At 43.8% G+C, this 19,824-nt stretch carries 14 protein-coding genes; 6 read left to right on the top strand and 8 right to left on the bottom strand.

Annotated elements, in window-relative coordinates; genetic code table 11:
- Positions 1 to 23 precede the first annotated feature (23 nt).
- From KIO97_RS16205 to KIO97_RS16170, 8 genes are all read right to left on the bottom strand, one after another.
- Complete coding sequence (locus KIO97_RS16205) at positions 24 to 1,283, bottom strand: O-antigen ligase (RefSeq protein ID WP_285383434.1); 1,260 nt, start codon at positions 1,281 to 1,283, stop codon at positions 24 to 26.
- Positions 1,249 to 2,301: a glycosyltransferase gene (locus KIO97_RS16200; protein WP_285383433.1), complete on the bottom strand. Its 1,053-nt coding sequence runs from the start codon at positions 2,299 to 2,301 to the stop codon at positions 1,249 to 1,251. The genes KIO97_RS16205 and KIO97_RS16200 overlap by 35 nt, the downstream gene beginning before the upstream one ends.
- Entirely contained in the window at positions 2,298 to 3,113 is an 816-nt protein-coding gene (locus KIO97_RS16195; RefSeq protein WP_285383432.1) for a putative capsular polysaccharide synthesis family protein, read from the bottom strand. The genes KIO97_RS16200 and KIO97_RS16195 overlap by 4 nt, the downstream gene beginning before the upstream one ends.
- Positions 3,091 to 5,286 carry a polysaccharide biosynthesis tyrosine autokinase gene (locus KIO97_RS16190; RefSeq protein ID WP_285383431.1) on the bottom strand — a complete coding sequence of 732 codons (2,196 nt, stop codon included), beginning with the start codon at positions 5,284 to 5,286 and terminating at the stop codon, positions 3,091 to 3,093. Before KIO97_RS16190 ends, KIO97_RS16195 begins: the two co-directional genes overlap by 23 nt.
- Positions 5,286 to 5,819, bottom strand: a complete 534-nt coding sequence (locus KIO97_RS16185) for a polysaccharide biosynthesis/export family protein (RefSeq protein ID WP_005432020.1) — start codon at positions 5,817 to 5,819, stop codon at positions 5,286 to 5,288. The genes KIO97_RS16190 and KIO97_RS16185 overlap by 1 nt, the downstream gene beginning before the upstream one ends.
- A gap of 12 nt (positions 5,820 to 5,831) precedes the next feature.
- Entirely contained in the window at positions 5,832 to 7,058 is a 1,227-nt protein-coding gene (locus KIO97_RS16180) for an outer membrane beta-barrel protein (RefSeq protein WP_373417325.1), read from the bottom strand.
- Positions 7,048 to 8,448 (bottom strand): undecaprenyl-phosphate glucose phosphotransferase, encoded by a 1,401-nt coding sequence (locus KIO97_RS16175; protein ID WP_285383429.1) that lies wholly within the window; start codon positions 8,446 to 8,448, stop codon positions 7,048 to 7,050. The genes KIO97_RS16180 and KIO97_RS16175 overlap by 11 nt, the downstream gene beginning before the upstream one ends.
- 394 nt (positions 8,449 to 8,842) lie before the next feature.
- A complete protein-coding gene (locus KIO97_RS16170) occupies positions 8,843 to 10,198 on the bottom strand; it encodes an EAL domain-containing protein (protein WP_285383428.1) in 1,356 nt (451 codons plus the stop codon).
- Positions 10,199 to 11,148: 950 nt separating this feature from the next.
- Between KIO97_RS16170 and KIO97_RS16165 the strand changes: the two genes are divergently transcribed.
- The 6 genes from KIO97_RS16165 (at position 11,149) to KIO97_RS16140 (ending at position 19,397) form a co-directional block, all read left to right on the top strand.
- The gene (locus KIO97_RS16165; RefSeq protein ID WP_103414765.1) at positions 11,149 to 11,718 is read left to right on the top strand and encodes a hypothetical protein; all 570 of its coding nucleotides are present in this window, start codon (positions 11,149 to 11,151) and stop codon (positions 11,716 to 11,718) included.
- Positions 11,719 to 11,802: 84 nt separating this feature from the next.
- Positions 11,803 to 12,303 carry a hypothetical protein gene (locus KIO97_RS16160; protein ID WP_005529728.1) on the top strand — a complete coding sequence of 167 codons (501 nt, stop codon included), beginning with the start codon at positions 11,803 to 11,805 and terminating at the stop codon, positions 12,301 to 12,303.
- Entirely contained in the window at positions 12,300 to 15,035 is a 2,736-nt protein-coding gene (locus KIO97_RS16155; protein ID WP_285383427.1) for a TcfC E-set like domain-containing protein, read from the top strand. Before KIO97_RS16160 ends, KIO97_RS16155 begins: the two co-directional genes overlap by 4 nt.
- Positions 15,036 to 15,050: 15 nt before the next feature.
- Positions 15,051 to 15,800 (top strand): hypothetical protein, encoded by a 750-nt coding sequence (locus tag KIO97_RS16150; protein WP_227740705.1) that lies wholly within the window; start codon positions 15,051 to 15,053, stop codon positions 15,798 to 15,800.
- Entirely contained in the window at positions 15,797 to 16,834 is a 1,038-nt protein-coding gene (locus KIO97_RS16145) for a hypothetical protein (protein WP_285383426.1), read from the top strand. Before KIO97_RS16150 ends, KIO97_RS16145 begins: the two co-directional genes overlap by 4 nt.
- Before the next feature lie 79 nt (positions 16,835 to 16,913).
- On the top strand, positions 16,914 to 19,397 hold the full coding sequence (locus KIO97_RS16140; protein ID WP_285383425.1) for an Ig-like domain-containing protein: 2,484 nt from the start codon (positions 16,914 to 16,916) through the stop codon (positions 19,395 to 19,397).
- The last annotated feature ends 427 nt before the right edge of the window (positions 19,398 to 19,824 follow it).

Here is a 19,824-nt window from a genome sequence, read left to right as displayed (position 1 = left end):
AATGTTGTTATTCCGCAGCGTTATTAATTGTGAGTTATTGGCGGAATCGGTAACTCAGATTGATGGTTATGATCAGCTTGTTTTTGATGTTCTGTCTGACGACTATGATGCCGTTTTTTACTGATCATGACGGGTAGTAAAAGTATTAAAATGATGGTGGTATTCACGGCTACGAAAAACACCATGATTAGTGCATAAATGGAGAGTAAGAGGCTTTTTTTATTGTCTATCAATGTATTGAAGCAAGATTTCATAAATAGAAAGTAGCCGCCAAACAACAAAGCAATACCAAGTAATCCATATTCGATCGAGGTGTCGAGTATGAAGTTATGGGTATAGATGGCTAACTCATCATAATTGAAATAGTTGATCATATAGTTGGGTAACATCTTAGCGCCAACCCCCAAAACTGGATGCTCAAGCAAGATATCGAGACCATTTGCTAGCAGCAATTTACGGTGTAAATTGGAGACCCAACGCGCTTCACTTTGATTAGCGAAAATAATGTCTTCTTGGGTGATTTCCAGCTTATCGGCAAGCTGATCAAAGCCCACGTACAAGGTGGTCGATACGGTTGCTAATGCGATCAATCCACCAACAAGCAGCACTGTCCATGTGTAAGTTTCGCTGAGTGTTTGTTGTATAAGGCGCCTGAGAAACAAAGTATCGATAAAGACCAACAAACAAAAGCCAAGCAATGCCTTTCTTTCTTGGGATAAAAGCAGAAGTACGAGCGCAAATAGCATCAAGACAGGAAATACACGAATACGATCTCGGTAGAGGTAGAGTAGGGAACAGAGCACACCAAACGCGTATTTGCTCACGCCGAGTAGCTTGAATCCACTTTGATAGCCTTGCACAAAGTGCCAGGCGGCGACAAGACTACATATCACCAGCAAACAATAAGTAAGATAAACCATCACGCGTTCATCGTCGAAGGCTCCATAGGCATACAGCAGGCCGAGTAAACCGAGTATTGCTACCCACTGGACGGTTTCAGTCACTAACGGTACGAGCGGAACACGATTCAGCATGCCATTGATGAACACATAGCTAGTAAACAGCAGCAAGAAACCAATACAAGGGTGGAACAGCTTATGGGTTTTTCCTTCAAGAATAACCAAAGCGACAAAACCCAGTGACAGTAAGCTCGCGATATCTGACGGTGCGAGAGCAATACCACCAAGGCCTATCTTTACCGGAACAAAAAATAGCGCAAGAGTAATCGCCGCAAACAGCGGTACATGGTTACTTGCTGGTGCAGAGCTGTTGGTAGAGTCCATAGTACCCGTCTCGGAATTTATCGATGGTGTATAACTTGGCACGATTTACTGCGTATTCACTGGCGCTATCGTAGAGGTCAACGGTAGTGCATAGTCGAGAGATTTTGTCTGCTAGTTGCTCTGATTCACCGACCGTGAACAAATATTCATGGCTGCCCATGACTTCATCTAACCCTGGCACATCTGAAGAGAGTACTGGCAAGCCTGCCGCCATCGCTTCTACAGCCGCAAGACCAAAACCTTCAACATGGGATGATTGAACATACACGTCCATGCCAGACAAAAAAGCGGGGATATCGGATACCACACCGTGGAAATAAACACGGTCGGCAATATTGAGGCTCCGAGTGAGAGATTCGAGTTCACCGCGTTTCGCTCCGTCTCCAGCTAAGTGGAGATGATAATTGGTAGGAAGAAGGGCAATCGAGTGGATTAGCGTCTCATGATCTTTATGTTCATGTAGTCGCCCGACCATACCGATATTGATGGCTGATTTCTCCCTTAAGAGGCTTCCAGACTTAGCCACAAGAGGAAAGCGAGCTAAATCCACACCGTTATGAACGACACGGTATTTATGTTCAAAATGCGGCATGAACTTTACCAGTTCTTCTTGGACTTTTTCACTGATGCTGACCGTCAGATCGTGCCCACGATAAAGTAGGTATTCCATAAATTTAAATAACGGGTAGTCACGACGGCGGTTGTATGAACAGTGCTCGGTTTGAATGCGCTTTTTACCAACGGCAAGCAATGCCAGATAGATAGATGGGTACAAGTGTCCATGCACGAGATCTGGCCAGCGTAGTAAAGACCATTTCTCTTTAATCGTCAGGGCCCGCCAATTAAAGCACTCGATGCCACGAGAAGTGAGCTGCGCCAAATAATCGTTGTCATCGCAAAGTACGAGGACTTTGATTTCATACTCCGGTGAGTGTTCCATCACCAAGTCGACGAGAAACTTCTGTGCGCCACCGTTCTTTGATAGGTCATTGATAATATGCAGTATTTTCTTCTTCATGACTCAGTCGCTAGATACTTTTGTTTGAACTGTTCGATTTCAGGCTCAGCAAAGAAATGCTTGGTCAGTTTTGATGACAGCATCTCCTCGACAAACTCAGGCTTTGGCTGGTATGAATGTTTAAACTCTTTGATCAGAGGGGAATACCACTTATTGTCGGCTTGGTTGTCGTGAACAACAGTCACCTCTTGTTGTAGAAATTCACTAATGGCTTGTTGTGATTGGTCGAGTTTGTCGATACGAATAACCATGAGTGAAAAGTTGTGGTTTTGGTATATTTGGTGACCCACTGCTTGATCAAAGGGCTGAGCAAAAACATCAATGCCTGTCAGTGCTTTGATTTCATTATCAAACCACTCTAATGGGTATTGATGGTTCACATGTTCTTCAAACGCTTCATGGAGCAATTGAGGGCGCTCTGAACGTACCGCGCTGTCGTCTTTTAGATACTTATCCGCCATCCAAAATGGCAGTGACTGAAAGAACATAGAGATGTTTCTACCTACTGGCTCGCGCACCAAAGAGATAATACGAACCTGTTGCTTACGTTTAAGCATGTGGCACATGATGGTTCGTTTGAGTAAACGTTTTATCTGATTCGTAACGGGTTTGTGCAGTTGAGCACGAACGGGTGAAATCTGTTTACTCGCTTGTATCGACATCAGGTCATGTAAGTGAATCGAATTCGGAATGGATTTTTCCAATGCACTCGAACCCACTTTTCCCATTTGGTAGATGAGGACGGGGCGCTCTTGGCTCTTTAGCAACTGATACCACTGCATGCTTTGATTAGTAGGCGTACTTTTGGACATAAAGTGTTTCTCCTTCCTTAGATTTTGCCTGAGTGATAAGCACACCAAGAGATGGTATTGAATGTTGAATTTGTTTGGATAACGCTACGTTAACCAGTGAAGCTTTAGTTGACTCGGAGCGAATAACAGTAATCAACCCATTGGCTTTTTGACCAAGAATAAGAGCATCACTTACTGAAAGCAGAGGTGGGGTGTCAATGATGATTCGGTCATACTTACTCTTTAGGTACTCAAGGAGTTTTTCAAAACGTTCAGATGCCAATAGCTCCTGTGGATTTGGTGGAATAATACCGGCAGACAACACATCTAAGTTCGCCTCTTCATTTCTGATGATGCATTCGCTCAAAGGCGTATCCATCGTTAGTATGTTGGTTAAACCTGGGCTTGATTCTGGAAGGTTGAAGCGTTTTGCTAATGAGGGTCTTCGCAGGTCGCAGTCAATCAGCAGTACCTTTTCCATGGTTGAGAACGAGACAGCCATATTAATACTGGTTGATGTCTTGCCTTCCTCAGGAATGGCAGAAGTAAATGGCAAGATTTTCTGCTTAGAGTTCGTTAGTCTCAGCAATAACGAGGTTCGGACGGAGCGGCACGCTTCGCTGAACAGTTTTTCGTCTTGGTCCAAATAAGCTGAGTAGGTAACGCCTTTTTGGCGAAGAGCACGCTTTTTCACTTTCGGAATCGTACCTAAGCAGGTGACTCCAAGCTTGTCTTGAACATCAGAAGAGGTACGAATGACTTCGCGCAGTGTTTCAAGGATGATCACAAGGGCACATGCGATAGCAAAGCCAAAGAAGGTAGCTATCAGCACGAGTTTCATTCGTTGAGGTGCGATTGGGAACAGAGGCACGATCGCAGGGTCAGTAAATCGAGCGGTGACATTCTTATAATCGCTAGTGGCATTGGTTTCTTTTTCGCGATTCAAGAACGCTTCGTAGAGATCCTTGTTCGATTCAACTTCACGCTTAAGTTGTTCGTATCGTGCCTTTTGCGATCCTAGCATTTGGAAATCAGATTTTTTGTTATCCAGCTCAGCACGAAGCATGTCTTCTTGCGCTTTTGCTGCGAGTAAGTCCTGCTGTTTACTGAACGAAATTTCTCGAATCAATTGTTCAGTTCGTTCTTGTATGGAAGCCAACTGCGCCTTGGCTTGAATCATACGATCATGTTTAGGGCCGTAGCGTTGAGACAGCTCAGAGACATTTTTAGCGGCTTGGGCTTCCGACATCTTTAAATCACGAATTTGAGCTTGGTTTGCAAACTCATCAATCGATAGCAAGCTGTCGATATTTTGTGTCGATTTACGCTTGAGCAGTTGAATTAATGTTTGTGCTTCAATGCGGTTGTTTACAGCGGCGTTGAGTTTACGGTTTAGTTCTTCAAGCTCATTGGCATAGATGTCATCGATACCATTGATATCGATTAAGCCTTCTTGCATTAAGAAATCTTGTAGTGCTTGTTCTGATGCTCTTAAGCGCTCTTCTAGTTTTTGCGAGTTATTGGTGAGCCATGTAGCTGCATTTTGTGTTACAACCAACTTCGCTTCAAAGTTGGCATCGATATACGCTTGGCCTACTGCGTTCGCGATGGTGGTTGCCAGTTGTGGATCGGTAGAGCGAAAACGAATTTTTACCAACTGTGTATTACGGACCGGTTCAATATCCAGCTTTCTCTTGAACGTTTGAAGCGCTTGATAATACGGCTTGGTATGTTGTGAGGTTTCTTTTGGATTCGGTGCGACATGCAATAAATCTTGAACGAAAGGAATCGCTTTAATTTCATCGATTTTTTGCTTAATACCGCTCGAACTAGTGAACTCTGGATGGTTAACCAGATTCAATTTGGTGATCACTTTATCTGCGATATGGTTTGACTTAAGAATCGCGATTTGAGTTTGAAAGTACTCTTTTTTCGTGGTGTCGACACCGTAAACTTCCTCAATCGAAAGTGCACTTTTTTGCTCTTCTTGGATGAGAAGGGTGGCAGTGGCTTGGTAGACTGATTTTTTCGAGTAGATATACCAAGTACACGTAAGTGAGAAGATGATGGTGAATGCTAAGATACTCAGCCAGTTCTTCTTAAGGGTTCTAAAATGATGCCCAAAACGAATCAGTGGGACTTGATTCGTAGGGGCTTGAGTAGAATGAGTTCCGTTCATTGAGTTGCCTGTCATTAGAAGAAGCTCTGATCGATAAATACAATGTCGCCAGGTTCTACAGAGCGTTGCATACTGACGCTTTCAACCGTATTACCTGTTGCGTGTTGAGTAAGATTAATGCTCTTGCGGGACGCTCGATCCGTTAAGCCTCCTGCTAGTGCGATGGCTTTTTCAATCGTCAATCCCGGCTGGTATTCGAATCCACCAGGCTTTCGGACTTCACCATTTACGTAGAAAAGGCGGAAGCTATTGATTGCCACCATTACTTTAGGATTGATTAGGTAGTCACCTTTCAGTCCGGTTTCAATCTCATACTTGAGCTGTTTTGGGGTCTTATTGATGGCTTTAATTCGCCCTAAGTAGGGATAATCAAAATAGCCGTCTGAAGTGATCAGGATGTTCTTTATGGAAAGATCTTCCTCACCGTAGACTTGAACCGAGATGGTATCACCAGTATCGAGTAAGTAATCTTGCTCATTGGCACTGGCAAAAGAAGGTGTGCTAAGAAGCACAAGTACTAAGCTAAATAACGTTGCTAGTAAGTTCATTCACATTCCTTATTACAAAGAGAATCGAGCACTAAGAGACCAGATGTTTTGCTCGAAGCTGTAGCCTTGCCAATTAGAATCTTTATCCTGATAGCGCCAATCCGCTTGCAATAAGACCCAACGCTTTATTTGGTAATCAAGACCTGCAGATAGCGCGTATCGGTCTTCATTACGTGTAATACCCGTGTAGTCATCTTGTTGATATAGGGCCCCTAAGCGGGTTGCTAAGTAGCTATTCCAGTCGTGTTTAAGATCGATGAGGTAGCGAGTTTGTAAATCGTAATCACCATCTTGATCAGGACTGACGGCTGCTTGGGTGGTCTTGAGTGTGATGAGCGATTGCTCTTGAGGTTGCAACTCCAAGCCTATGTCCCAACTGAATCCATTGAAGGTTTCACGTTGATGGCTATCGAAGTCTTTGACTTGATAACCCAAGCGGGCGATACCTTTGGTTTTCCCTGTGACTTCCCACTGTGCGCCGGTGTAATAGAAACCAGAGTAACTGTCTTTTGATGGCACTACAGGGTTGTCTGAAAGGTAATCCGTGCTCATTTGTTGAGTACCAACCAACCAGTATGTTCTAGGTGTCGCTCGAAGATAAAACTCTATGTGGGCGCTCGGTGCACGAAAGTCGTTGTATTTAGTCTTTGCATCAGGCTTGCCTGGCAGTCCATCACGATAGTTTTGGTATGTTTTGTCACGGTATCCAATACCAAACTCCAACCTACCTTTTGAGCCTTCAGAACCGAACACATAGTTTGTTCTCAAGTCATTGCGATGAAACTCAATAGGGCTGTTGAGCAAGCTACCTTGTCCTTCGGTGAAGTCTTCACCTTTCTCTTCATGTTGAGCGCGGAACTGATAGTCGATAACCAGTCGATTACGGTGATTGAATTCGAAAAAGTTGGTAAATTGAAAGGTATGGTCGTCGTAATCATTTTGGTCATCCGAAGAGAATCCAGCACTTAGTTTATAAAGCACATTTGCTCGGTATTGATTACGTTCAATTTTAGCCAACAGGGCAGGCTCTATCCCCCAAATGTTGACCGATTCAATGTTCTCTCCACGATCGGCTTTGTTGATGTTGTCATCACCTTCGTAGAACACGCCTAAGGTAGGGATGAATTCAATCCCAGAATCCGTTTTATACGCCATGGGCTCAGCCATAACACTCGCTGAGCTCATAGCAATTGCGACGGTTATTGGGATAACTTTCATTGTGATGCACTTAGTACGCATTTGAACCAGTAAATCCTTTAAAAATGGTTAAAAAGATAATCTTGATATCCATCCAAACTGACCAGTGATGGATGTAATCCAAGTCGAACTCAACGCGCTTTTCCATCTTATCGAGCGTGTCAGTTTCACCTCGATAACCATTGATTTGTGCCCACCCTGTGATGCCTGGTTTTACTTTGTGACGAAGCATGTAGCGGTCGACGATCTGGCGATATTCTTCATTATGTGACACGGCGTGAGGGCGGGGACCAACGATAGACATGGTGCCTTGAAGAACATTGATAAATTGAGGCAGTTCATCAAGGGAAGTGCGACGCAGAAACCCGCCGAATGGTGTAATACGAGGGTCATTCTTTGTGGCTTGTTTTACGTCATTACCTTGTTCCATGGTCGTCATTGAACGAAATTTCCACACTTCGATTTTTCTGCCGTCCAAGCCGTAACGATACTGCTTAAAAATAACTGGACCTTTGGAGGTCAGTTTGATTCCGAGGGAAATAGCCAGAAGTACAGGTGAAATCAGAAGTAAAATAATGCTCGATAATACGATGTCTTCTAAGCGTTTTACCCAAGAGGAAATACCAGCAAAGGGTGTGTCAAATACACTCAATGTTTGGACCTGACCTATCTGATCCCAACGTGAATGCAGCAGGTTATAAGTAAAGAAATCCGGTATCAGATAAGTGTTCGCCGTTGTGTCTGAGAATTGATTAAGAAACAGAGCGATTCTTTCGTTAGCATGCATAGGCATAGCGATGTACACGTAATCGACTTCGCCACGCTTTGCTCTTTCTAATGCAAGTCCGACGTTGCCTTTAATTGGATAGTCAGACTCTGGCAAACGATCTTGAGAACGTTCGTCGTAAAAGCCATCAAATAACACACCATGTTCAGTGCGACTCTCTAATTCGTTAGCTAAAGTCAGCCCATGTGGTGTCTGGCCAATAATAATTGCAGTTCGTGTGTTGTAGCCTAGCTTTCGCATGTAAGCCAAAGCGATTCGAAATATTGAGCGCCATGCAAGCAGAAGGATAGGGGTGACTAATAGCCAAGTAGCTAAAATGTAGCGTTCAAATAAGGTGTGGACGTGGGAAAAGTACAACACCATAAACAGGAATGCACAGGTTACAAGCCATGAGACACAAACGATGAATACTTGGTCTTTGAATGAGCTGGTTCGCCATGAGCGATAGAGCTTTCCGCTTTCGGCAATGATGAAAAACGTCACACTGCTGACGAAAGACAAGATAACGTAATCCTTCTCTATCGATGTGTTGACATCATTCAGGATTAAAAAAAGCATGAATGAGACGATAACAGCAAGATCAGTAAGGCGGTAAAGAAATGCAAACTCCACCTCGTGAGAACGAATAAGTCCTTTATGTTTCATATCCTAATTTCCTTTACGGTACGCTACCGTTCTTCAGCGACCGAAATCGATGGTTTAACTTAGTGTTTGAATAGACAGAGAAGTAATCAGTTGCTTAGCTTCCGACGTTGTAGACTTATGCTCTTATTTTTTTCGAGATAAGTTTAAAAATTTGCTCTGTTTGGGTAAGTGGAAATAAGAATGAAATTTAGACCTTTGGCTAATATTCGCTGTTTAGTAAGAAACTAATACTCTGCTCATAAGTTGCTAAGGAAAGTGCTAAGAGGCTGGAGGGGAGTAAATATTATGATTGACGTAGACCGAAGTCAGAATTCATGCAAATGTGTCACTCTTTACAGGAGTTTCCCCGGATAGGGGGCGCTCCTGTAAAGATTCACTCGCATTAGAGAATGGATTAGTTTTGCTCAAGCTGTTGTATGAAATCTTTCAAGGGCATTGGTTTCGCGAAGTAGTACCCTTGAAGGCAATCGATATTATGACTCCGTAAATACTCAGCTTGTTCAGCGGTTTCTACGCCTTCTGCGATTGTCTTCATACCTAAACGAGAGGCTAGGTCGAGGAGGTTTTCGACGATATGTGCAGAGACTGAATCATTACCGATCATTTGAACGAAGCTCTGGTCTATCTTGAGTATGTCGAAGCGGAACTGGCGTAAGTAGCTCAAACTCGAATGGCCTGTGCCAAAGTCATCTATGGCTAGGCTAACGTCATGTTCACTTAATGAGTGAAACAGAGCCCGTGCTTCGTCTGTGTCTCTGACAAGTTCTCGCTCGGTAAGCTCCAAGCACAGCTGAACCTTTTTCTCAGGGAACGATGATAAAAACTCTAGACTATCTTCTAAAAGCTCACTGTTTACGCAATGTTTCGCTGAGATATTAAAAGCGACAGAAAAATCTGGTGGTAAAGACTGTGAGCATGCTGCAAGCTCATTAGAGATTTGATGCATAAGCGATTTCGTCATTGGGATAATGAGCCCTGAGTCTTCTGCTAGCGGTATAAAGAGGTCTGGTCTTATCAACCCTTCTTTAGGGCTTAGCCAACGAACCAACACTTCAAAGCCTACAAATTTGTTAGTTTTATCAACGTAAGGTTGAACGTAGGGAACGAACTCATTATTTGCGAGAGCCTGGCGCAATTTGTCTTCCATTGATGGCGTTTGGCCTGTTGCGACGAATATGAGCCAGCTCATCGAGAGAGCAAACAAAATAATGATAAAAATTGTTGAACGCTTATGAGACAGAAGGTAGTTCATATAGTCGTCATGAAACAGTGAGACTTGCAATCGATACGGATAATCCTTTGACTCTACCTGAATTGTGACAGGAAGAGGTTGGTCAGAAATTTGTCCAGCCTTGTTGATCCATTTTTCTCCCACGTTAAGGTAGGTATCTAGGTCCTTTAAGGTGAGAGACAGGATATTTGTGAGGTAGTAACTATTGACGGATACTCCGACGCCAGTATCGCCTGCTTCATTCTTAAATATAAGGGCAGGAGTATTTGGCTTATCAGGTAGGCTCGATACTAAGACCAACTCATCACCAGAGAAGTGATAACTCGGGACGATATAGTCACGTTTTCCGACCAAAGAACCACAAAATACGTGGTTCCCTTTCGCTAAGGCAATCATTTGTACATCAGGGATCGTGACAACTAAATCCCTAATGTAGGGCAATGCTTGTTCGCACTCCATTTTGGCATAAGGCAGAGCTCTCTGACTCGCGACATCTGCATTTTTAACCAGTTTGTCCATGAGTGATTTGCCTACTTCAAGAGAGTTTCTTACCTCTCGATGAAGATTGGATTTGGATAATTGGTAAACACCAACGGATCCTATGCTAATCAATAGAATGAGGACAATAAACGCAAGGAGTATTCTTTTTGTTCTGGATGCTATCAACATGGTCAAGTTTGTCGTCTTAATTGTTGCCGCAAGTATAGGTTACAGAGTGGTTGTAGAAAAGTTCTCTCAATAGTGTTTGCTTTTTAGGCATGTAAGTTGTCTTGTAGCATACAGAGTATTGCTAACTATAAATCTGTGCATTTTTTATGGGCTTGGTGTGTTAACCCATTCAATAACTAGCTGCTCAGCTGAGTTCAATCAGCAATAAGAGTAAATCATATACGTTATAGCGCTCGTCACGCAGAAAGAGGGTTTCACCATGTGCAACTGAGGGAATCCACGCAATCCAACGACTTATTGCCAAAGCCATGTGCTTCGAACAAGTCTTGGAAAAAGCGATAGGGTTACCATGGACGGTTGCTATCTGAAACGGTCATGCATCGGCTATATAGCTATTTGTTGGACTTGAGCCTAAGAAACCAAGACATACTAGTTGGTGAAACTTCAACAAAGGTCAAAGCGTTGACAAAATAGTGAGTCTGAGCAAATACAAAAAATTGTCGTGTGGGGCGATTACCGGCTAGATTAGGAGGGCTGGGCTTACAAAGTGAATTACAGAGCAAGTCTACTCAACGCATTGTTTTAAATAATAACTTATATAATTTAGAAATTTACTGATAATTCTATAAAATATTTTTTCGACATGAAAAAAATTTTTTATTTTATTTTGGGTTAGAAAAGGCATAAAAACGCTCTGGAATCGCTAATGAATATTGTCTTACTAATTCATCCGCTTTTGTGAAGGATGTTTTTCATTGGCGTTTTCGGTAATTGACCATTTTCTAACAGAGAAATTAAAAATGAAAAACACAGTAGTTACAGCTGCTCTACTATCGGCATTATGTGTGACGGCAACCCAAGCTATAGCCGATGGCTATACACCTGGTCAGGCAGCTTTTCAGTGGGCAGGTACTGTGCCTGCGCAAACTGATACCGATGGAACCTACTTCATCGTACCAGTTGACCCGGGGCAAGACTTCAATAACGGTCAGTTAGTGTTTAGTAATACCGCTGCAGGTGGTGTAAAACTGACTAATTCATCCACCATAGGTTTCAAAGTGGTGAAAAACAGCGGTGATAAATTAAAACCTTACGACCCTTCAAAGGACATAGATCCACTTAGCTACAATGCGACATTGGTAAGCCGACAGTTTTCTGACGGTAACTTCCTAGTTGAAGATGATGCAGGTGCTTTTCAAATAATGGCTGATGGCCAGGAGCTGAAAAAGGGTGTTCCGCTTTCAAAAGATAAGGATCACAACACAACGAACTTGAGAGTTAAGCAATCCGACGATGTTATATTTGAAGCAGAACAGGGGGAGCATGTTGTCGTCCAAGCTGTAGTCGCGATCGCTCCAACAGAGGCGTGAACCTTTACACGGTGTCCTAAAAAACACCACTGCTCTATTGCAGTGGTGATTTTTCATTTTTGACAAATTAAGTAGTCAAAATATATGAGCCCTTATAAATTAATTAAATTATCCGTTTTGTGTGTTTGTTTAATCTCAAATAGCGCAAATGCAACTATAGTTCACACATTTACACCAGAAGTGACCATATTTAAGGATAATAATTTTGGTGATATTGAGATAACAGGCAAGAGAGACTATCAAGCCCTTTACGATACTAAGTTACAGGCATTCAAACCATTAAATATTGATTTTGGAGTAAAAAATCGATCTGGTGAAATATTAGAATATTCATTGACTTTGCCGGTTTCTCAGCATTACTGCGAAGGTAACTCCGGGCTGGTACCGTTGAACGGTTTATCCTTCACTTTAGATGGAAAACCGTTTGCTCCAACTAATAGTGACGAAGGTGGTCATGGGGGCCAAACATTCAACGGTAGCGTTCATCAACACCGACTTGAAGTTCAATATCCCAATTTACCGCAAAGTGGTGACAATCAGCAGTGTTACGGTGTGCTGGGGCTATCAGCAGAGGTTAAGTTGTGAAGAGTGCGTACTTATTAGTACTGGTGGCCACCTGCTTGTTGCACAGTCTTTCTGTCTTGGCCTCACCGTTAACCGACGAAGTATACCCACCAGCGTTTTCTGATTTTTTTGAAGAGCAGTCCCAAAAAATTGAGGTGGAAGTCGCGGGTGCTGGGTCATCGGTGAGTGTGGGTTCCTTAGTGACTTATGAAACATATCGCGTTGACACAGAGTCGGACTCTGTAAAAACATTAAGCCAGTATTTAGACCAACATAAACTGTCTCCAATAGCGATAAATGCGATTGTTGAAACATTGAAAAAAGGCATAGAAGCTAACCCGCACTGTCAAGGTGAGCTAGCTTTGTGCATGCCTCTGGTCAAAAGCGGCCATGCTGAGTATGTGTTTGATTTTGACAATAGCAAACTACGTATATTCGTCTCCCCAGAAATGCTGACAAACACAGCGGGCGAGGTCGACTATTACCCTGAGAAACGAGAAAACAACGCTTTCATCAACTATTCCGATGCGTATTTTTATACAGACAGTAACAATAACGGTAACGTTAGCTGGACCAATAACGCGATACTCGGTTTACCCTATGGTTACTTCTCGGTTGATTCGCAATATGTATCAGAGTCCAGTGATTTAAATATTTACCGTGCAGCTTATGACTTAGATGTAAAAGACAAACACATAGTATTTGGTTATCAGGATCGTAATACTCGATCGTTAAATAGCACTGATTTTTTAGGCTACGGGGCAAATTATGCTGGTGTTAGGGCCACTCTTGGTTCGAGCCAAAATTTGGTCAAAGGTGAGCATAAAGCGCTCCAGCGGATTCACTTCTTCGCGCCACAAGACGCGCAACTGGAGGTTTATCAAAGTAACCGTTTGCTGTTCGAGAAAGTTGTTGCTCAAGGGGAGCAATCCATCGGTTATGACAGGCTTCCTACGGGTATTTACACTGTTACTTTGGTGTTAAAGCAGGGCAATAACGAAATCCTGAGAGAGCAGCGTCAGGTAGTGAACACAGAACAGTTTTCACTGAACGTAAACGACTGGGACTACAGAATTGAATCGGGTGTTTTAGATGAGGGTGCTCAAACTGATATTAACGAGTTTCATCACCTGACTATTTCAGATAGCGACAGAACGTATGCCCGTGGTGCGGCATCATACCGTTATTCTGAAAATACTTTGTTAGGCATTGGTGCGACGTCCAATTTATCGGACAGCGAGATTCAATTCGGTAGTGCTTGGGCCCTAGGTGACAAGTTGAACGTCAGTTACACAGGTGCGTTGTTTAATACTGGCGAAAGCTATCGGTACGGTGTGATTGGGCTAGGTCCTATTTCAACCTCTTACCGAGAGGTGAGCTTGGAAAATACACCTCATCCGCTTCCACGCTTGTTGTTTGGCGACCAAAGTTACACCGAATGGAGTGTGAACTACACAACACCCTTATTCGGGGGAGATGCTTTTATGAGTTATTTTAATTATCTAGCAGATGATAAAGAAAACAGTAACGAATTAAGTACTCACAACTTGTCACTAAGTTGGACTCGCGCGTTGCCGCTTGGTGCCTTGAATATCAATAGCACATATAGCGAGAACAACGACAGGCATGAAGCTGTCAATACCATGGTATCTTGGCGATATAGCTTTAATGACAGTTTGAGTTCACGGTCGGCAATGGCGTTTAACGACACCGATATGGCATACAGTGAACACAGTGCGACTTATACTAAAAGCGACGATAATGCGACATTCTCCGCCACAGCGGGTATTAAGTTCGGTGAGAGAGTAGACAATGAAAGTGATTTATCTGTGGTGGCGAGTGGTCATAATGACGTGTTTAACTACAGTGGTTACGGTTATATCGACTCTCGTGGTGAGCGTTCATTGTCGGGGAATATTAGTAATACCCAAGTGCTTTCAAGCGAAGGAGGAGTGCTAACGTCGAAACAAGGGCAATCATTTGTCGAAATTGCGCCGACATTAAAAGATAGTTCATCGCGTATCGTACCGGTGCATTACGGGCTTAGTAAAGGTGGTAATCGTCAATATGAAGACAGCGTTGATACCAACAGAAAAAAAGTGCTAGGCGTTGACCCGTATACAGATATCAATATTAATCTGGATGCTGAATCAGAAAACGTGTTGGTAGATAACACTGCGTATCAACAATTTATGATGCCGGGTATGTACCACAGTGTAACCAGTAGGGTCACACCGTTGCAAAGTCACGTATTTGTTTTAAGTAATTTGTACGGACAGCCAATCACTAGCAGCGTGAACTGCCTAGGTGATGGGTGTCAGTCGGTTGAGCAACTTTCTGATGATGGCGTTTACCGAGTGAATTATGTAAAAGATGCAAATTTTACATTGATCACGAAGAAAAACGTGTGCTTGTACTCGCCCTATGCGGCAACGGATGCTTATACCCAAGCGTATTGTTTACCGGGGCTTAACGATGAAGAAGAGAAAATACCTTGGAATCAGCAAAAGTATTTACAAAAAAATAACGCGCTGCTTTACGTTGGTAAATTTACTAACCTCGAAGAGGGCCAAGAAATTGCAATACGTTTAAAAGAGGTAGGTCTAAGTGCTACAAGCTTATACATTGGTGACAGTGAATATATTTACGTTCGCCTACAAGCGGATTATACGATCGCACAACAAACTGTGCTTGATAATTTGCATTCATTAATCGTTGTTGACAGTGCGCAAAGCGCTTCTACAACCGCATAAGATCACGAAATGAAGATGAACAAAAAGATCCTTACAGCCTTAATTATCGCGGTGGCACCGCTATCAAGCCATGCAATTGGCATTGATAACATGATGACCTTTGCGGACAACGATAAAGGGCACTTCACTATTACGAACTCTGAGGACTACCGCCAGTTTATTCAAGTTGCTATGAGTAAAGTTACAACGCAAGACGGCCAGCTTGTGAAAACCCCTTTGACCCGAAACAACTTGCCGGATTGGGATATTGCCGTACGTCCTGCCCGCACTGTCATTGACCCTAGGTTGCAAAAGAACTTTGAGGTTAGCTACCAACCGAAAGTCGGTGCAGACAAAACCAAAGATCATATGTACCAAGTCACTTTTGTGCCAACCCCGTATTTCGCCAAAGGTGAGGCGAACAAACAAGCGCTTCAAGTAGCAGTGGGGTTTGCACCGTATTTTATTGTGCCTGCAGAAAAAGACGCGCCGTTCAATTACGAGATGTCCTTTAAAGGGAAAACGTTCCACCTACACAACTATGCAGATACTTATCTTCATGCTGTATTAGATACTTGCTCAACGGGCACTGTTGGGAAAACTCGTGAAGATTGCAATAAGGTCATATATACCCTTGCAGGCAGAGATCTTAACGTCTCATTACCCAAGAATATGCAAGACGTTGATAGCATTAAGGTCAGCTTATCAACTCACCATATGACCTACAAAGACGACATTACTCTAAAATCAGGTCAGTTGCTCAGTACACACAAGGGGACAAAATGAAATTGGCACTCTTAGTCAGTGTTTTGTTGGCTTTGTTGTCTATGGAATGTCATGCCGCTGATATGGAAGGGCGCTTAGTTGGCAAGAAGCTGCAATGGTACTCAGCCGTTACGGTGGGTGGACGCATCACCCCGGCATTGTGGGATTTGCCTATTAATCTGCCCACTGGCAACAGTGTGATTCCCGGTAGCGTTAGTCAAAACAGATATAGCTTGGACTTAAAGGGACCTGATGGGAGATCTGTGTCCATGCCGCTTACTGTAAGCGGGGTGCAATATCGCTTAGCCAGTTTTAGTTCTCACGAGAAGGTTGAGGGGGGCAATGCCCAAACCAACATCAACGGTGACATTGCGCAAACCACTGGAACAGGTACCGGTGATGTCAAAATTGATCTTACTAGTAACGAAGTGCCTTTTACGCACTATCGCCCGTTATTGGAAGCAATTGATGGTGCCACCTTAGCTAAAGCCTTTGAGCAAAATAATGCTAAGCAGGGCCTTTATACGGGGCATGTTACCCTAACCGTTCCTTATGACTACTACCGCCAAGGAGTTAGGGTGCGAAACACGCTGGTGGTGCCCTTATATATGTCGCTTAATTATCAGCCGGCTAGACTAGATGACATCACAGTGACAGGGGATGGCATTATCGCAGCGCAGTACCATGGCTATCAGAGGGTTAGTGGAGAAACCAAGTATACATTGACAGCCACAGGGGATTTTCCGAATGGAGTACTCATGGGACTACAACCGTCGACCAATCCCGACGGCCTATTCCATTTGCAGTCTGATGTGAGTGACAGCGGCGACATTAAATACAACCTGACCTGTGTGTCTGGCTGTGATGTCCAATCGTTAATTGTCAATGGTGTTCCAAAGATAGATAACCGCGATAATAAAGCAAAAATATTGCCGTTGAGTCGGTCTCAAGCTAAAGCTCAATTAAAGGTTGATTTTACCGATCAGCCGATGGATACGCTAAAAAGCGGGACGTATCGAGATGCCTTTGTCCTAATGTTTGAAGCTGGCTTATAACCGACCCCTTCTTTCATTGAGCAGCAGATAATACAGGCGAGTAGGATGACTGCTCGTGACTTCAATAAGTGAAAAGAACATGAAAAAACAAGCGTTTCGTTTACAAACCCTTGGAATGTGCATTGCGGTGCTACTCACAGGCTGTGACGGGGGCAGTGACGGCAGCTCGCCATCCCCTGTGCCACCAAGTCCACCTACACCAACGGTAAAAATGTTGGCTATGGACGGTTTCAGTGTCGTAAAGCCGGGTGTGCGTTCGCTGGTTGACGTCTCAAACTTTGTGCGCGGCGATCAAATCCAACTGACGGATGCCACGGTAACGGGGGAAGGGTGCGGTCAACCGGATATTAGTGGTCTTGGGTTGATGTTAAAAGCACAGCAGGGTGCCCATTGTGATTACCAGTACACGGCCAATCAAGCCGGGAGCCTAAGCACGCGCGTGCATTTAGAAGTGTTGGCGACCACAGCCCACCAACCGCTATTGCCACCGATATCCGGTGTGATGACATTAAATGACGGTTCGAAAGACTTTGATGTGAAATCCTTATTGGGCAGTGACTGGCAAGAGGGCGATGCGATAGAAGCAGATTCTTTGTCCGTACAAGGCATGGAAGATAACCTGGGCACCACTACGCTTGATGGTAACAAGATTACTTTCACGCCGCCAGAATTAGCGGGCTGGAACCGAGTAGTGTTCACGGTTAAAAACAGTAAAAGCGGTGATGATAAGCTTGGGGTGATTTACATCACATTTTCTGAAGAGGCTAACCAAGCACCGAATATTGCGATACCTAAATACGACATTAATGAATACAACTCTTTAGTTGTGCACTCGAGTGAAGCAGTGACGTTGGATTTATCTAAGCTTGAGGGTTTAAATATCATCGATCCGGATGGCGGTGATTGGCAACTGTTGGAAGTGACAAGTTGGACCGCAGATGTGTCACCGGCAGATAAAGATTCAATCACCAACAAAGCGTTCAAGTTTACATCAGGGATGGTGGGGATTAACTACATCAGTTACATCGTGGCCGATGAATATAATGGATTTGCCTCTGGATTATTAAAACTGCGCGTTGAACCGAACGATGCCGTCGTAACATGGGACTCACTGGATGATAACAACAAGCACACGTTCACAGCGCCGGAGAGATATTCAGACGTGTATAGAAAAGGGTACAACGTGAGCGCTGTGTGGGACAGCCACGCGACTAATACAATAGCAGGGTTCAATGCAGTATCAGGTGACTCGTATTGTAAAAGCTTGGGGCTGTTACCGACCGTACAGGACCTAACAGCGTTGCGTCAAGCGCACTTAAACGACCATGACAAGGAGGGTTTAAAGGCTTGGCCATCAAAGAAACCGTATTTGGCCTCAGACGGTGACAGTATGAAAGGGTTTTGGATAGAAGATGGTCAAACTAAAGACTATGACCAAAGCACCCCGTATTACGTCACGTGTTTAGCGAGTCCCGAAATGACGTTAAACATGAAGCGTTACAGCGTAGTGGCAAACGGGAAGAGTGTGACATTGGCGACGGTGACCCAGCCGGCAGGCTCACATGGAATCAATATCACGAGGTTAAGTGGCAGCCTGTCGGAAGAGGATGTAAATATCACTCCTAATACCGATAGCCAAGGCAAGGTCACAACGCTGACCACGACTAGCACAAAAGCCGGGAGCTACCGTTTTAAGGTGACAGACAACGGGGATGCAGAAAATGTGTTAACCAGCCCAGAGTTGACATACCTTGCTGATGCAGACACGGCGAGGTTCCCCGACGAGACGGGGTTAGTGGTGACCCAAGATAAGGCCGAAGCAGACGGTCAAGCGCAAGATACGTTACAAGTGACCGTGGAAGATGCTAACGGTAACCCAGTGGCGGGATTACCGATAAGTGCAGATAGTCTGTCTAGTGACAGCGCGAGTGTAAGTGTGAGCCCCGCAACGACAGACGATAAGGGGCATACGGTAGTGAAGGTTAGTGATACAGACGCAGGCTCGGTCGATATTATTGCCCATTTAAAGCGCCCTAATGGCGAGGTGGTGGACTCAACCACAGCCAGTGTTACGTTTGAGGCGGGCAATTATCCGTGTCCTGGCGGTGGGTTTGCATGTTTACCGGTGTTGCCATCAACCAATAACCCTAATGTGTGGTACACGCCAGACCCTGAACTGAGTTACCTTAAGAACATTCACTATTCAGATTATTCTGACACATACACTGAAACTGAAGGGCGTGGTTTATATGGGTTTAAGGCGGCGTTATTTAATAACACTGGTCAAGCGGAGAGATGGTGCCAATATTTAGCGAACAATAATTACCATGGTCGTAGCAACTGGACACTGCCAACGAAAGAGGCGTTAGATTCGTTATATGAAGAATACAAAGATGTTGATGATCAACACGCTTTGTTTAAAGCGAAATCTTGGCCGACTAGCAAATACTACTGGTCGGCCTCGCCTCAATATTCAGGTTTCAAGTGGGTGTACCTCTCCTGGGGCGGCAGCTACTTTGACAACCCGAGTTACGGCAGTTACGTTTCTTGCATCTCAGAATAATACTTGGTGTTTCGCGTTGAGTCTTTGGCGTTTGCTCATTTTGCTTTTTTATGTGAAACGATGCGTTAAAGTGGAAAGCGTCCTAGGGTCAAAAGCAACAACTGCGCCAAGGCGCAGTTGTGTTTAGGTAAATAAGTATTAACTGATTTATTTGTTGTTTTTAGATCATTCTGAATTATTTACAAACGATTAAATTATGAAGTTAAATCAAAGGGTGGATTTTTAACGTCTTGTTTATTATGGTTTTGATAGTTTGTGGGGCTGAAGAATCTGGCGATATCCCGTGTGAAGACGCGGCCCTACAGAATAGTAAGCTTTGTAAGTCACAATACTAGATTGGCGAAATTTAGGCTTTGATAAAAAACAGACTAGTTATATCTGAAACGATAGGTATTTCCTAATAATTGATTATGTTAAGCTCGATTTT

It is taken from the genome of Vibrio sp. B181a (assembly GCF_030248375.1).
GTDB classification, from domain to species: Bacteria; Pseudomonadota; Gammaproteobacteria; order Enterobacterales; family Vibrionaceae; genus Vibrio; species Vibrio campbellii.
Note: the sequence above shows the minus strand (reverse complement) of the source record. Positions and strands in the feature narration are given on the sequence as shown.